The following is a 14,029-nucleotide window of genomic DNA, read 5'->3' as shown; positions in this document are numbered from 1 at the left end:
GTGAGGCAGGCCCTACCGCTCATGTCGGCTCCCGGCCCCCCGGCGCCGGGGAAGGTGGGACCATAGGGCATGCTGTTCCGCACGACAGCGAGGCGAGGGGTAGATGAGCGCGGATTTGGGCGGCCGGACCGGCCTGCAGGGCAAACTCTCCCAATGGCTGCGCGGACGCCGCCCCAAGGAGGCCGCCGGTGACGGTGGCCGGGAGGACCTGCTGCTGGCCGCCGCGGGGGCCGGGCTGCCGCTCGCACCCGCCGCCCACCCCGCTCCGGGCTACCGGTGTTCCTGTGATCGTGTGGGGTGTCCCACGCCCGCCCGGCACCCCGTCTCCTTCGCCTGGCAGACGCAGTCCACCACCGACCGCGCCCAGATCGAGCGCTGGGCCCGCCACCAGCCGCAGGCCAACTTCATCACCGCGACCGGCATGGTGCACGACGTGCTGGACGTGCCGCTGGAGGCGGGCCGGGAGGCCCTGGAGCGGCTCCTCGGGGCCGGCATCGAGGTCGGGCCGGTCGCCGAGAGCGACGACGGGCGGCTGCTGTTCTTCACCCTCACCCGCGGTACGCCCGAGGACGAGGACGAGTGGTGGCCCTGCGAGCTGGACTGCCACCCCGAGACGGCCGACGAGCACCCCGGACTGCGCTGGCACTGCCGTGGGTCCTACGTCCTCGTACCGCCCGCCCGGCTGCCCGGGGACCAGGGCGTGTACTGGGTGCGCGGCCTCGAACACCCGCTGCCGGACCCGCTGAGCCTCCTGGAGACCCTCACCGACGCCTGCGCCCGCTACGCGGGCGAGGAGCCCGACCACGCGAGCGCGGCCTGGCCCCTGCGCCACTGAGCGTCCGCAACACGCTTCAGGAGCCCGTCGCCGAAGTCAGGCCCTCCAGGCGGGAGATCATCGTCACCTGGCCCTGCTTCGGGTCCACGGCAACGCCGTTCGACATGAACTCCATCGTGAACGACTGCTCGATCTCACCCTTGGTCAGCGCCTTCACGAACGCGTTCTGCGAGGGGATGGAGGCGCCCGTCTGCTTCGCGTAGCGGCGGGTGGTGAAGAACACCAGCGCGCCGCCGTCCTCGGTGCGCAGCGCCAGCGGGGCGTAGTCGCCGCTGGTGAGCGGCTCGTCGATGAACTGCGTGACCAGCCCCGGCTTCCTGGCCTCCTTCGCACGCTTCGCCCGCAACTCGTCGGTGTGCGGCCCGGACGCGAAGGTCTTCCCCGCCCCGGTCTTCAGATACGTCGTGTAGTCCTTGCTCAACTCCGCGGGCGGTACGACGAGTTCGGTGGAGTTCGCCGGTACGGCCTCGGCCCAGCCGTCCGCGTCCTTCTGCACCTTCGGCAGCGAACCCGGCGTGATCAGCGTCAGATACGCCACCTGCCAGGGCTCGGCGAGACGGTTGCGGGTGAACACCAGCAGCCAGTGCGCGTCGCCGCCCTTGTTGCCCTTCGCCTCCGCCACGAACCAGCGGGGCCAGCCCGCCTTCTTCGGGATCGTGAACGTCGCGTCGGTCAGCTTCAGCGGTGTGTACGAGGCGTTGCCGCTCGGGCTGGTCGCGTGACCGGCCTTCAGCCGGGCCGCGTCGATGTCGCCGAGGGCGCCGGTGACATGGTCGGCGTCCAGCGAACTGTCGTACGCCTTGTCGGCCTTGTTGTACGCGGTCGTGAACTGCCGGAGCGCCTTGGCGGCCTCGGCACGGGTGGAGGCGGGGAGCACCTCGCGCTCCCCGTGCACCACCACGCAACCGCTCGCCGTCAACGACAATGCGGTCACCGAGGCCGCTATCAGTACCCTTCGGTCAAGCCTGCGGAGCCTTCGAGGGCCGCGATCCCTGCTCATCAGGTGCCTTCACCTTCCCCTTCCCGGAGGCGAACCCTACCGGGGCGAAGAAGAGCGTGAGCGTCGGGATCAAGTACAGCAGCCACACCGTGACCTGAAGCACCGTCGGGTCGGGCTGGAAGTTGAACACGCCCTTCAGGAGCGTGCCGTACCAGCTGTCCGGCGGGATGGTGTCGCTGATGTCGAAGGCCAGGTTCGTCAGGCCGGGGATCCAGTCGGCCTCCTGGAGGTCGTGGAAGCCGTACGCCAGCACGCCCGCCGCGACCACGACCAGCATGGCGCCGGTCCAGGTGAAGAACTTGGCCAGGTTGATCCTCAGGGCGCCGCGGTAGAACAGCCAGCCCAGGAAGACGGCGGTGGCGAGGCCGAGGGCGACGCCGATCAGCGGGCGCGGGGTGCCGTCGCTGGCCGCGTGGACGGACGCCCACACGAACAGGGCGGTCTCCAGGCCCTCCCGGCCCACGGCGAGGAAGGCGGTGGCGACCAGGGCGCCGGTGCCCATCGCGAGGGCCGCGTCCAGCTTGCCGTGCAGCTCGGACTTCAGATGCCGCGCGGTGCGCCGCATCCAGAAGACCATCCATGTCACCAGGCCGACCGCGACGATCGACAGCGAACCGCCGAGCGCCTCCTGGGCCTGGAACGTCAGCTCCTGGGAGCCGAATTCGAGTGCGCAGCCGAAGCCCATCGCGATCAGCACCGCCACCGCGATGCCGATCCAGATCGGCTTCAGGGCGTCCCTGCGGTCCGTCTTGACCAGGTAGGCGATCAGGATGCAGACGACGAGGCTGGCCTCCAGGCCCTCGCGCAGACCGATCAGGTAGTTGGAGAACACGGGCTACGCCTCCTTCGAGAACAGCGTGCTGCCCCACCAGTCGTCCTTGTCGCGGACGCCCGGCGGGACGGCGAAGACCGCCGAACCCACGTGCTGGATGTACTCGTTGAGCGCGTCCTTCGCCGACAGGCTGCGCTGCAGCGGGATGAACCCCTTGCGCACGTCCCGCTGGTAGGCGAGGAAGAACAGGCCCGCCTCGAGCCGGCCGAGGCCGTCGGTGCCGTCGGTGAAGGAGTAGCCGCGGCGCAGGATCGTGATCCCGTTGTTGGAGTCGGGGTGCGCGAGACGAACGTGCGCGTCCGGCTTCATCGCCTTCAGGAACGGCGCGTCGTGCTCCTTGGCCTTGCCGACCGGAGCGCCCTCGCCCTTGTCCCGGCCGAAGATGTCCTCCTGCTCCTGCAGCGAGGTCCGGTCCCAGGGCTCGATGTGCATCCGGATGCGCCGGGCGACGAGATACGACCCACCGGTCATCCAGTCCGGCCCGTCGCCGTCGGCCACCCACACGAACTTCTTCAGGCGGTCCGTCTCGGTGCCCGCGATGTTGCGGGTGCCGTCCTTGAAGCCCATCAGGTTGCGCGGGGTCTGCGCGTCCGGCGTCGTCGACGAGGTCTTGCCGAAACCGAGCTGCGACCAGCGGATGTTGACGGTGCCGAAGCCGATCCGGGCCAGGTTGCGGATCGCGTGCACGGCGACCTGCGGGTCGTCCGCGCAGGCCTGGATGCACAGGTCGCCGCCGGTGCGGGTCTTGTCGAGGGCGTCGCCGGAGAACTGCGGCAGGTCGACGAGGGCCTCGGGCCGGTGGTCCTTGAGCCCGAACTTCTCGAACAGCGACGGACCGAAGCCGATCGTCAGCGTCAGCCGCGAGGGCTTCAGGCCCAGCGCCTCACCGGTGTCGTCCGGCGGCGCCTCGGCGAGACCGCCGTACGCACCCTCGCCGACCGCCTTCCCGGCCGTCATCCGGCGGGCGGCCGCCGTCCAGTCCTTCAGCATCCGCACGAACTCGGCGCGGTCGTCCGTCTGCACGTCGAACGCGGCGAAGTGCAGCCTGTCCTGCACCGGGGTGGCGATGCCCCCCTGGTTGGCGCCGTGGAAGGCGACCGCGGCCCCGGTCTCGGCGGCGGTCGGCTCCACGTCGTTGCCGACCCGGGTCATCGCGACCGCACCGCCGGCCGCGGCGGCACCGAGCGCGAGCCCGGCACCGCCCCAGCCGATCAGCGAACGCCGGGAAGGACTGGGGGAGTTGCCGGCCTCGACGGTGGCGGCTTCCTGGGTGTCCTTGGTGTCCGTCATGGTTGTCCCGTCCCTACTTCACGACGGCGGCGGCGAGCTTGGACAGGGGCTCGGCGAGCGCGTTCACCGCGTCCGACAGCTCCTTGCGCTGCTCCTCGGTGACCTTGTCGTACGACACGAAGCCGTTCTGCGCCGTCTCCTGCGGATCGTCCGTGCGGTACTTGTCGAGCGTCGTGTTCAGCGCCGCGAACTGCTTGTCCAGCTCGGTGGTCAGCGCCTTGTCGTTCGTCTGCGCGACCGGCTTGAGCAGCTCGTACGCCTTCTCCGCGCCCTCGACGTTGGCCTTGAAGTCGGACAGGTCGGTGTGCGAGTAGCGGTCCTCCTCACCGGTGACCTTGCCGGTGGCGACCTCGTCGAGCAGCTCCTTGGCGCCGTTGGCCATCGAGGTCGGGGTGATCTCCGCCTTGCCGACCCGCTTCTGCCAGTCCTTCAGGTCGGTGAGCAATTGGTCGGCGAGGGTCTTCTGGTCGGCGCCGATCTTCTTGTCCTGCCACAGCGCCTTCTCCAGCGCGTGCCAGCCGGTCCACTTCTGGCCCTTCTCCAGGCCGTCCGCGCGGGTGTCGGTCTTCGGGTCGATGTCGCCGAAGGACTCCGCGATCGGCTCGGTGCGCTCCCAGCCGACGCGGGAGGGGGCGTAGGCGTCCTGGGCGGCCTTGAGGTCGCCGGCCTTGATCGCCTTCACGAAGGTCTCCACCTTCGGGATGGTCGCGTCGGCCTGCTCCTGCGCGTACTCGCGGTAGTCGGCGACGGCCTTGTCCAGCTTGGGGTTCCGCTTGGCGACCGTGCCGGAGCCGGTGACCGTGAGCTTCTGCCGCACGCCGTGGCCCTTCATGCCGGGCCGGCAGGCGATCTCGTACGAGCCCTGCTTGACCTCGGCGGTCAGCGTGTACTTGGTGCCGGGCCCGATGTTCTCCTTCTCGGAGACGATCCGGTCGTCCGGGAAGAGGATCTCGACCTCGGTCGCCTTGGAGCCCGTGTTCTCGATCTTCAGGGTGACCTGGCCGGCCGGCACGGACTTGGTGGAGGTCTCGCACTTGGCGTCGGCGGCGGTCACCTTGATCGCGGCGTCGCCGTCGCCCTTGCTCTTCTCGGTGCAGCCCGTGACGGCGGTCAGTGCCGCCGCGGTGGCGACGGCGGTGACAACGGTGAGTCTGGCGGCTCGCATTCGGGCTCCAAGCGGCTCAAGGGCTGGCGAAAAATCGCGTGTCGGGGCTCACACAGGGATGGTGAGGCTCGCCTAACTTATCTAAGGCTTGCCTGCGTGATACCCACCCATGCGGTGATTCAGCTCTCATGGACGCCGTATGGGCACGGAACGATCACGGTGGCCTAAAACAGACCCCAAGAGACGGTCAAAGGAAATTCAAAGGTTCCGCTTCGGGGTGATCAGGAGCGCGTCCGTACGGGGGTGCCGGACGACCTCGACGGGCTGGTCGTAGACCTCGGAGAGCCGCGACTCGGTGAAGACCTCGGCGGGCGGGCCCTCGGCCGCGACACGACCGGCGCACAGCATCGCCACCCGGTGCGCGTACGCGGCGGCGAGCCCCAGATCGTGCAACACGACGACGACACCGTCCCCTTGACGCGCCCTCTCCCGGCAGAGCCGCAGCACGAGTTCCTGGTGCTTCAGGTCGAGGGCGGCGGTGGGCTCGTCGAGCAGGAGCAGCGGGGCCTGTTGGGCGAGCACCCGGGCGAGCGCGACCCGGGCGCGTTCACCGCCGCTGAGTGCGGAGAAGGGACGGCGGGCGAAGGGGGTGACCTCGGTGGCGGACATCGCCTGTACGACGGCCAGGTCGTCCTCGGCGGGGGAGGTGGCGTGGGGGGCGCGGCCCATGCGGACGACTTCCTCGACCGTGAAGGGGAAGGCGAGGGTGGCCGATTGGGGGAGTACGGCTCGACGGAGGGCGAGTTCGGGGGCGGTCCACTCCGTGGTGGGGCGGCCGTGGATACGTACGGTGCCCTGGGTCGGTGCGAGGTCGGCGGCGAGTGCGCTGAGGAGGGTGGACTTGCCGGCGCCGTTGGGGCCCACGAGGGCGAGGATCTCACCGGGGCGGACCGCGATGTCGACGCCGTGGAGGACCTCTCGGGGGCCGAGGGTGATGTGGAGGGCCTCGGTCTCCGCGAGAGGTTGCGACGGGTTCGGCACCGCCGGGATGCGTCGTCGTGGTTGAGCGCCGTTGCGGCGGAGAAAGGATGCGACGGAGTTCATGACACTGACAGGGTTCATGAGACGGACAGGGTTCATGCCCAACCTCCTTGCCTGCGGCGGGTCCTGCGCAGTAGCCAGAAGAAGAACGGGCTGCCCAGGAGGGCCGTCAGGACGCCCAACGGGAGTTCCGCAGGGGCCGCGATCGTGCGGGCCGTCAGGTCCGCGGCCAGCAGGACCAGTGCGCCGAGCAGGGCACTGGCCGGGATCAGGAAGCGGTGGCCCGGGCCCGCCGCCATGCGGAGCAGGTGCGGGACCACCAGGCCGACGAAGCCGATGATGCCCGACACGCTCACCGCCGCCGCCGTCAGCAGGGCGATGACCAGGATCAGGGCGATACGGAGGCGCTCCACCTCCACGCCCAGGTGGCGGGCCGGGCGTTCGCCGAGGGAGAGGAGGTCCAGACGGCGGGCGTACAAGGGCGCCGCGGTCAGGCCGATCGCCGCGCACGGCAGGACCGCCAGGACCTTCGGCCAGGTGGCCTGGGAGAGGGAGCCGAGCTGCCAGAAGGTGATCTGGTTGACGGCAGCCGTGTCCGCGAAGAAGAGGAACAGGCCGATCAGCGCGCCCGCGAAGGCGTTCACCGCGATGCCGGTGAGGATGAGGGTGACGACCTCCGTGCGGCCGCCCGAGCGGGACATCGCGTAGACGAGGAGCACTGTGGTGAGGCCGGACACGAAGGCGAAGGCCGAAACCGTCCAGTTGCCGAGGAAGTCCAGGCCGAAGGCGATCGCGCCCACCGCCCCGACCGCCGCTCCGGACGAGACGCCGATGACCCCCGGCTCGGCGAGCGGATTGCCGAACACGCCCTGCATCAGGGCCCCCGCACAGCCCAGCGAGGCCCCGACGAGCAGCGCGAGCACGATCCGCGGGAAGCGGACGTTCCACAGGACGGACTCGGCGACCCGGTCCAACTCCCGCCCGTCCAGCCCGAGATGGTGCAGCACGGAACCGAGCACGTCGCCGACCGGGACCGGATAGGCGCCCAGCGAGGCGGCCACCGGGACCAGCGCCAGCAGGGCGGCGGCGAGGGAGACGGTGAGCAGCCAGGGGGTGGTATGGCGTCTCGTGTTGCCGACCTGAGTCGACGTCTCGTCAACCGCCTTCTCCAGTACGGTCATTCGGCGCCCCCCTTGCCGTACAGCTGCGTCACGACGGACTTCAGCACCTGGTCGGTGCGCGGTCCGTAGTTGAGCAGCACCCCGTCCTCGATCGACACGACCCGGCGGTCCAGGCCGGCCGGGGTCTGGGCGACGCCAGGGATCTTCACCAGGCCGTCGACGCCGCCCACGGACTCAAGTCCCTTGGTCATGACGAGGATCGCGTCCGGGGCCGCCTTGACCAGGGCCTCGCTGGTGATGGCGGTGAAGTCCTTCTTCAGGCCCGACTCGGCCCCCGCGTCGGTCGCGCCGGCCGCCTCGATGAGGGAGGTCGCGCCCGAGTCCCTGCCGCCGATGAGGTACACGGACGCCGAGCCGCGGAGGTAGAGGAAGGCGACCCGCGGCTTCTTCTTCTCCTGCGGAACCGCCTTGCGTACGGCGGCGATTCGCTGTTCGGAGCGGTCCGTCAGTTCCTTGCCCGCCGCCGGTACGCCGAGCGCGTCGGCGACTGTCCTGATGCGCGGGCCCACGTCGTCGAGACCTTGCGCCGGGTCGACGACCAGGACCGGGATGCCGGCGGCGCGGATCTGGTCCATCGCCTCGTCGGGGCCGGTGGTGGTCTCGGCGAGCACCAGGTCGGGCTTGAGGGAGAGCACGCTCTCCGCGGAGACGTCGTGGGCCCGGGTGACCACGGGCAGCTTCGCCGCCTGCTGGAAGGTGGCGGTGATGTCGCGGGCGACCACCCGGTCGCCGAGCCCGAGCGTGAAGACGATCTCGCTGAGGCTGCCGGAGAGCGGGACGATCCGCCGCGCCTCGCGGACGGTCACCTTCCTGCCGTCGGCGCCGGTGACCGTGACGGGGAGCTTCGGCTCGGGGGTGTCCGTCAGCGGCTCGACCCGGTTCGCGGCGGTGGCGGCGGCCTTCTTCGGGGAGGTCTCCGTGGCGCCTCCGCACGCGGTCGCGGTCAGGGTCAGGGCGAGCACGGACAAGAGTGCTCCCGCCAGTCGGGTGCGCAAGCGTGGCACGGTCCGGTCCGTTTCTCTCGGGCGACTTCCCGTATGGGCTCAGGGAAGCTTAGGTTAGCCTTACCTTTGTTCGCTACCGGCAGTCGTATCCGGAGGACCTCCCATGCCCGCGCGCCCAAGAGCCCTGGTCACCGTGTTGCTCGCGGTCGTCCTGGGCGCCCTGCTCCCCATGGCCACCGCCGATGCGGCGAGCCGTACCGTGCAGGGCGGCCGGCTCGACTGGGGCATCAAGTCCTCCTTCCAGAGCTACGTCACCGGGCCCATCGCGAAGGGGAGTTACTCCCTGACCGGGGGCGCCGCCACGGTCGGCGCGAGCACCTTCCGCTTCCACTCGGCGACCGGCACCTACGACGGCGACTCGGGCGCCTTCCGGGCCGGCTTCTCGGGCGGCGTCCACTTCGTGGGCCACCGGACCGACGCCGGGACCTACCAGCTCGACCTCACCCTCAGCCGGCCCACGGTGAGCATCTCCGGGGCCACCGGGACGCTCTACGTGGACGTCGTCAGCAAGGCGAAGGGCACCGGGACGGTCACGACGTCCGCACAGGTGCCCTTCGCCTCCCTCTCCCTCGGCGCCATCTCCATGAAGGGCGCCGGCGCCTCCGTCACCCTCGACAACCTCCCCGCCAGGCTCACCGCCGAGGGCGCCAAGTCCTTCGCCGGCTACTACACCGCTGGGACCGAACTGGACCCGGTGAGCCTGGAGGCGGACGTGCAGGCGGCGGCGACCCCGAAGGCGTCGAGCACGCCGAAGGCCTCCAAGTCGCCCGCGAAGAAGGAGACTTCGGGCGACGAGCTGACGGACGGCGCCGTCGACTGGGGCGTGCGCCGGACCTTCCGGGAGTACGTCACCGGGGACATCGCCGAGGGCGAGTGGACGCTCTCCGCGGGCGCCCAGGACGGCGGTGCGCTCTTCCGCTTCCCCGGCGGTGAAGGGACGTACAAGGACGGCGAGTTGGAGGCGTCGTTCAAGGGCGCGGTCCGCTTCACCGGTGCGCACGGCCTCGACCTGAAGCTGAGCGGAGTGCGGGCCGCGGTCGAGGACGGCAAGGGCACCCTGTACGCCGACGTCACGAGCCCCGACCTCACCGAGAAGAAGGTCCCGCTGGTCACCTTCACCGCGAAGGGGCTCAAGGCCGCCGACGGGCTGGCGAAGCTCACCGAGGCGCCCGCGAAGCTCACCGCCGACGGGGCGAAGGCCTTCGGCGGGATGTACCAGCCCGGCACGGAGATGGACCCGGTCTCCCTCGCCGTAGCCCTCACCGACGACGCCGAACTCCCCGCCCTGCCCGACCTGGGCAGCACGCCCACGCCGAGCGTCTCGCCCAAGCGGGCGTCCGCCGAACCCGTCGCGAGCAGCGCCGACGACGGCGGGGGTTTCCCCGCCCTCCCGGTCGGCCTGGCAGCCGGCTCGGTTCTGCTGGCGGCCGCCGCCTACGCGGTCGTACGAGCCCGCCGTACTCGTGTCGCGGTGGAGCCGGCGGCGCCGGACGGCAACTGAACTCACCTCCCCTCTCCGCCTCTTGGCGGACCTGTCCCACCCCCAAGGAGAAACACCATGCCCGTCAGACGACGTCGCGCCATCGCCATCGCCGCCTCCGTGGCGACGGCCGCCGCACTCGGTGCCACCGCGCTCGCCACCTCGGCCTCCGCCGCCGAAGTGCCGCTCTCCGGCTACGAGTTGACCTGGGGCATCAAGCAGTCGTACCGCACCTACGTCACCGGCATGGCGCGGGGCACCTTCACGCCCGCGGACGGCGCGACGCAGGCCGCCGACAACGGGGCGTTCACCTTCACCGAAGGCACCGGCACCTACGACTCCACCGCGCACACCGTGGGCCTCGCCTTCAAGGGCAGTCTGAAGATCGCGTCGCAGCTGCACGGCTTCGAAATCACCCTGGCCGACGTGAAGTTCGACAGCGCGGCCGCCGAGATCACCGCCGACGTGACGAAGAGCGGCACGACGACGGACGACGTGCCCCTCGCCAAGGTCACCGTCACACAGGCGATGACGGACATGACGACCACGCTGACCAAGGAGGCCGCGGACGTCTTCGGCAGCGCGAGCTACGAGGGCGCGGCGGGCGACCCGCTGACCGTCGTACAGAAGACGACGACGTCCGGGACGCCCGATCCGTCCGACTCCACGTCCGCGTCCGTCGGCCCCTCCGACAGCACGACCCCGTCGCCCGCGGACAGCGAGACCCCGTCCCCGGCCACCTCGGACAGCACCAGCCCGTCGCCGGCCGCGTCCGCCTCCGTGGCCGCGACCAAGGGCGACATCGTCGACGGCGAACTCGGCTGGGGCGTCAAGGAGTCCTTCCGGACCTATGTCGTGGGCAGTGTCGCAGGCGGGAAGATCGCCGCGTCCGACGGCGCGACCCAGGCCACCGGCAACGGCCCCTTCACCTTCACCGGCGCGACGGGTACGTACGACACCGACGCCGACACGCTCGCCGCGTCCTTCGAGGGCGCCGTGAACTTCAAGGGCCATGAGATGAACGGGACCTACGCCCTCGACCTCACCCTCTCCGACCTCAAGGCGACCCTCGAGGACGGCACCGGCGAACTCACCGCGGACGTCACCAGCCTCGGCGAGAAGTCCGAGGACGTGGTCCTCGCCGATCTCGAGGCGGACTCCGCCGACCTGACCGCGAAGAGCGACGTCATCACCGTCGACGACATCTCCGCGACCCTCACCGCCGCCGGCGCCGAGGCCTTCAGCGGCTACTACGAGAAGGGCACCGAACTCGACCCGGTCGACCTGTCCGTGGCCCTGAGCGCCGACGCCGAACTCCCGTCCGGGGACGGCGAGTCGGGCAGCTCCGGCTCCACCGCGACCGCGGACACCTCCGGCAGCACGAGCGGTGGCGTCACCGGCTCCACGACGGGCGGCGTCTCCGGCGCCCTCGCGTCGACCGGCTCGGGCACCCCGGTCGCCGCTCTCGGTGCGGCGGCCGCGGTGACCGTGGCGGCGGGCGCGGGTGTCGTGTTCGCGATGCGCAGGCGCCGGACGGCGGAGTAGACCGTCGCCGGGGTCAGCGTTGGCCGTGCTCGTTGAAGAGGTCGACCAGGCGCTGGGCCGTGTTGTCCGCGGAGTCGATCCCGTGGATCTCGGCGCCCTCGAAGACGGCGATCTCGGCGCCGCGGGGGAACATCGCCGCCTCGTACTCGGCGAGCGCGGCCTCGACGTCGTCGGGGTGCGCGGCGAGGGCCTTGCCGAGTTCGGCGCCGTCGAGCATGGCCAGGTTGGCGCCCTCGCCGTTCGGGGCCGCGAGGTGGGCGGCGTCGCCGAGCAGCGTCACGCCCGGCACCCGCTCCCACCGGAGCCCGTTCGGCAGGGCGTGGTACGGGCGCAGGACCGGCGTGGTGTCGCCCTCGGTGATCAGCGCGGTGAGCTCCGGCGCCCAGCCCTCGAACTCCGCCGCGATCCGCGCGGTCGCCACGGCGGAGTCGGTGAAGTCGATGCCGGCGAACCAGTCCTGCGCCTTGCTGAGCATCACGTAGATGTGCAGGGTGTCGCCGCTCTCCCGGTGGGCGAAGATCTCCTTGCCCGGCGAGGGCGCCATCATCGACCCGCCGCCGACCGCCTTCGCGGCGGCCGGGTGCCGGGTGTCGGCCTCGTACAGGAAGATGTCGACGCACGAGGTGCCGGTGTACTCGGGCACGGCGGCGGTGAGCAGCGGCCGCACCCGCGACCAGGCGCCGTCCGCGCCGACCAGCAGACCGGTCTCGACGGTGCCGCCGTCGGCGAACGTCACCTCGTACCGCCCCTCGCCGAGGGCCCGGGTCCCGCTGACCTTGTGCCCCCAGCGGACGGTGCCGGCCGGCAGCGAGTCGAGCAGGATGTCCCGCAGCTCCCCGCGCATCACCTCGGGCCGCCCACCGGAGCCGTCGTCGGCCTCCTCGAACAGAACGGTCCCGTCCGTGTCGAGCACCCGCATCGCCTGCCGCCCCTCCAGCACGATGCCCCGGAACTCCTCCGTCAGCCCGGCCGCCTCGACGGCGAGCTGCCCGTTGTAGTCGTGGATGTCGAGCATCCCGCCCTGCGTACGCGCCGCCGGCGAGGCCTCGGCCTCGTAGACGGTGACGGGGATGCCGTGGACATACAGAACACGGGCGAGCGTGAGCCCGCCGAGTCCGGCGCCGATGATCGTGACAGGGGTGCTTGTCATGGTGACTCCTCGGGATCAGGGCCACCGGACGATCTCCGGTGGCCGTGTCCCGAAGGTGTCAACCCCCACCGACGCCCCGCCGACAGGCCACCTACACGGGCCCGACGGCGCCGATGGATCACCGACACCGGCCGGAGAACCCCTGGCCCCACCACCTGGGACGACCTCGCCGCCCGTGCGGTGTTTGAATGCCCCCCGTGACTGACTACGACGTGCTCCGTGTCTTCTGTGCGCCCAACGGCGGTTACGGCAACGAACTCGGTGTCGTCCGTGAGGGTTCCGTCATGCCCGGGCGGGCGGAGCGGCAGGCGTTCGCCGGGAAGCTGGGGTTCAGCGAGACGGTGTTCGTCGACGACCCCGAGCGCGGTGTCATCGACATCTACACCCCGACCCTGCGGCTGCCCTTCGCCGGTCATCCCTGCGTCGGCGCGGCCTGGCTGCTCGACGTGGAGGAGCTGGTCACGCCCGCCGGTCTCGTCGGGGCCCGGCAGGACGGGGAGTTCAGCTGGATCGAGGCGCGCGCGGAGTGGGCCCCGCCGCGGACCCTGCGCCAGTACGCCACCGCCGCCGAGGTCGACGACCTGCCCGTGCCGCCGAAGGGCGAGTGGATCTATGCCTGGGCCTGGGAGGACGAGCCGGCCGGCCGGGTCCGCGCCCGCGCCTTCCCCGGCCGCGACGACGGCATTGACGAGGACGAGGCGACGGGCGCGGCGGCCCTGCTCCTGACGGACCGGCTCGGCCGCGCCCTCAACATCACCCAGGGCGCGGGCTCCCAGATCCTCACCGCTCCGCAGCCGTACGGCTGGGTGGAGATCGGCGGGCGGGTGTACCTGGAACGCCAGCCGGAGCACTAGGCGCTCAGCGGGAATTCGTCACCGAGGGCGCGGAAGACCGCGGTGTTCAGGGCGAACGCCCGCTTGCACTCCGTCACGATCCGCTGCTTCTCCAGGTCGTCCGCGTGGATCGCGTCCAGCAGTTCCCGGTAACCCCGCTTGAACGCGGCCGGGTTGGCGATCTCCTCGAAGACGTAGAAGCGCACGCCGTCCCCCTTGCGCGCGAAGCCCCAGGTCTTCTCCGCCTTGTCGCGGATGATCTGGCCGCCGGACAGGTCGCCGAGGTAGCGCGTGTAGTGGTGGGCGACATAGCCGGCGGGCCACTGCTCGGCGCAGCTGCGCACCCGGTCCGCGTAGGCCTGGGTGGCGGGCAGCGCGGAGACGCCCGTACGCCATCCGGGGCCCCGCAGATGCTCCAGGTCCCGCTCCAGGGCGCCCAGTCGGAACAGCTCCGGCCGGATGAAGGGGCCGGCCACCGGGTCCGACGCCAGCCGCTCCGCGCCGGCCTCCAATGCCTCGTACACGAACCACAGTTGCTCGGTGTAGCGGGCGTACGCGTCCACGCCCAGCCTGCCGCCGAGCAGATCGCTCATGAACGACGAGGTCTCCGCCTCGATGTGCTGTTCGTGGGACGCGGTGCGGATGACTGTCGAGAAGGAGTCCATGCGCCCCATCCTCTAAGGTAAGGCTTACCTAAGTCAACAGCTTTCCCGACCCTCCGTCGGTAAAGTTG

At 71.0% G+C, this 14,029-nt stretch carries 13 protein-coding genes; 4 read left to right on the top strand and 9 right to left on the bottom strand.

The genetic code is table 11. From position 1 onward, the window contains the following. The first annotated feature begins 103 nt into the window (after positions 1-103). Positions 104-835, top strand: coding sequence for a bifunctional DNA primase/polymerase (locus tag ACQEWB_RS14055; protein ID WP_432830688.1), 732 nt, complete (start codon positions 104-106; stop codon positions 833-835). 16 nt (positions 836-851) lie between these two features. Here the strand turns inward: ACQEWB_RS14055 and ACQEWB_RS14050 are convergent, their stop codons facing one another. The 7 genes from ACQEWB_RS14050 to ACQEWB_RS14020 all read right to left on the bottom strand — a co-directional run bounded on the left by ACQEWB_RS14050 (position 852) and on the right by ACQEWB_RS14020 (position 8,288). Further along, on the bottom strand, positions 852-1,835 hold the full coding sequence (locus tag ACQEWB_RS14050) for a hypothetical protein (protein ID WP_432830686.1): 984 nt from the start codon (positions 1,833-1,835) through the stop codon (positions 852-854). Further along, positions 1,795-2,667, bottom strand: coding sequence for an iron uptake transporter permease EfeU (efeU, locus tag ACQEWB_RS14045; RefSeq protein ID WP_432830684.1), 873 nt, complete (start codon positions 2,665-2,667; stop codon positions 1,795-1,797). The genes ACQEWB_RS14050 and efeU overlap by 41 nt, the downstream gene beginning before the upstream one ends. Positions 2,668-2,670: 3 nt before the next feature. Then, positions 2,671-3,957 carry an iron uptake transporter deferrochelatase/peroxidase subunit gene (efeB, locus tag ACQEWB_RS14040; protein ID WP_432830682.1) on the bottom strand — a complete coding sequence of 429 codons (1,287 nt, stop codon included), beginning with the start codon at positions 3,955-3,957 and terminating at the stop codon, positions 2,671-2,673. 13 nt (positions 3,958-3,970) lie between these two features. Then, a complete protein-coding gene (gene efeO, locus ACQEWB_RS14035; RefSeq protein WP_432830680.1) occupies positions 3,971-5,122 on the bottom strand; it encodes an iron uptake system protein EfeO in 1,152 nt (383 codons plus the stop codon). A 198-nt stretch (positions 5,123-5,320) separates the two neighbouring features. Beyond that, positions 5,321-6,166 (bottom strand): heme ABC transporter ATP-binding protein, encoded by an 846-nt coding sequence (locus tag ACQEWB_RS14030; protein ID WP_432830678.1) that lies wholly within the window; start codon positions 6,164-6,166, stop codon positions 5,321-5,323. Between the two features lie 32 nt (positions 6,167-6,198). After that, positions 6,199-7,284 (bottom strand): FecCD family ABC transporter permease, encoded by a 1,086-nt coding sequence (locus ACQEWB_RS14025; protein ID WP_432830676.1) that lies wholly within the window; start codon positions 7,282-7,284, stop codon positions 6,199-6,201. Further along, complete coding sequence (locus tag ACQEWB_RS14020) at positions 7,281-8,288, bottom strand: heme/hemin ABC transporter substrate-binding protein (protein ID WP_432830674.1); 1,008 nt, start codon at positions 8,286-8,288, stop codon at positions 7,281-7,283. Before ACQEWB_RS14020 ends, ACQEWB_RS14025 begins: the two co-directional genes overlap by 4 nt. 103 nt (positions 8,289-8,391) lie before the next feature. Here ACQEWB_RS14020 and ACQEWB_RS14015 point away from each other — a divergent pair, with 103 nt between their 5' ends. After that, a complete protein-coding gene (locus ACQEWB_RS14015) occupies positions 8,392-9,789 on the top strand; it encodes an HtaA domain-containing protein (RefSeq protein ID WP_432830672.1) in 1,398 nt (465 codons plus the stop codon). A 57-nt stretch (positions 9,790-9,846) separates the two neighbouring features. After that, a complete protein-coding gene (locus tag ACQEWB_RS14010; RefSeq protein WP_432830670.1) occupies positions 9,847-11,313 on the top strand; it encodes an HtaA domain-containing protein in 1,467 nt (488 codons plus the stop codon). A 13-nt stretch (positions 11,314-11,326) separates the two neighbouring features. Here ACQEWB_RS14010 and ACQEWB_RS14005 read toward each other — a convergent pair whose 3' ends face one another. Continuing rightward, entirely contained in the window at positions 11,327-12,463 is a 1,137-nt protein-coding gene (locus ACQEWB_RS14005; RefSeq protein WP_432830668.1) for an FAD-dependent oxidoreductase, read from the bottom strand. Between the two features lie 197 nt (positions 12,464-12,660). On the opposite strand from ACQEWB_RS14005, the gene ACQEWB_RS14000 reads away from it, so the two are divergent. Continuing rightward, a complete protein-coding gene (locus tag ACQEWB_RS14000; RefSeq protein ID WP_432830666.1) occupies positions 12,661-13,317 on the top strand; it encodes a PhzF family phenazine biosynthesis protein in 657 nt (218 codons plus the stop codon). Here the strand turns inward: ACQEWB_RS14000 and ACQEWB_RS13995 are convergent. Beyond that, positions 13,314-13,961: a heme oxygenase (biliverdin-producing) gene (locus ACQEWB_RS13995; protein WP_432830664.1), complete on the bottom strand. Its 648-nt coding sequence runs from the start codon at positions 13,959-13,961 to the stop codon at positions 13,314-13,316. The two genes, ACQEWB_RS14000 and ACQEWB_RS13995, sit on opposite strands and share 4 nt — an antisense overlap. Positions 13,962-14,029 lie beyond the last annotated feature (68 nt).

This window comes from Streptomyces sp. CA-249302 (assembly GCF_050936785.1).
In the GTDB taxonomy this organism is placed as follows: domain Bacteria; phylum Actinomycetota; class Actinomycetes; order Streptomycetales; family Streptomycetaceae; genus Streptomyces.
Note: the sequence above shows the minus strand (reverse complement) of the source record. Positions and strands in the feature narration are given on the sequence as shown.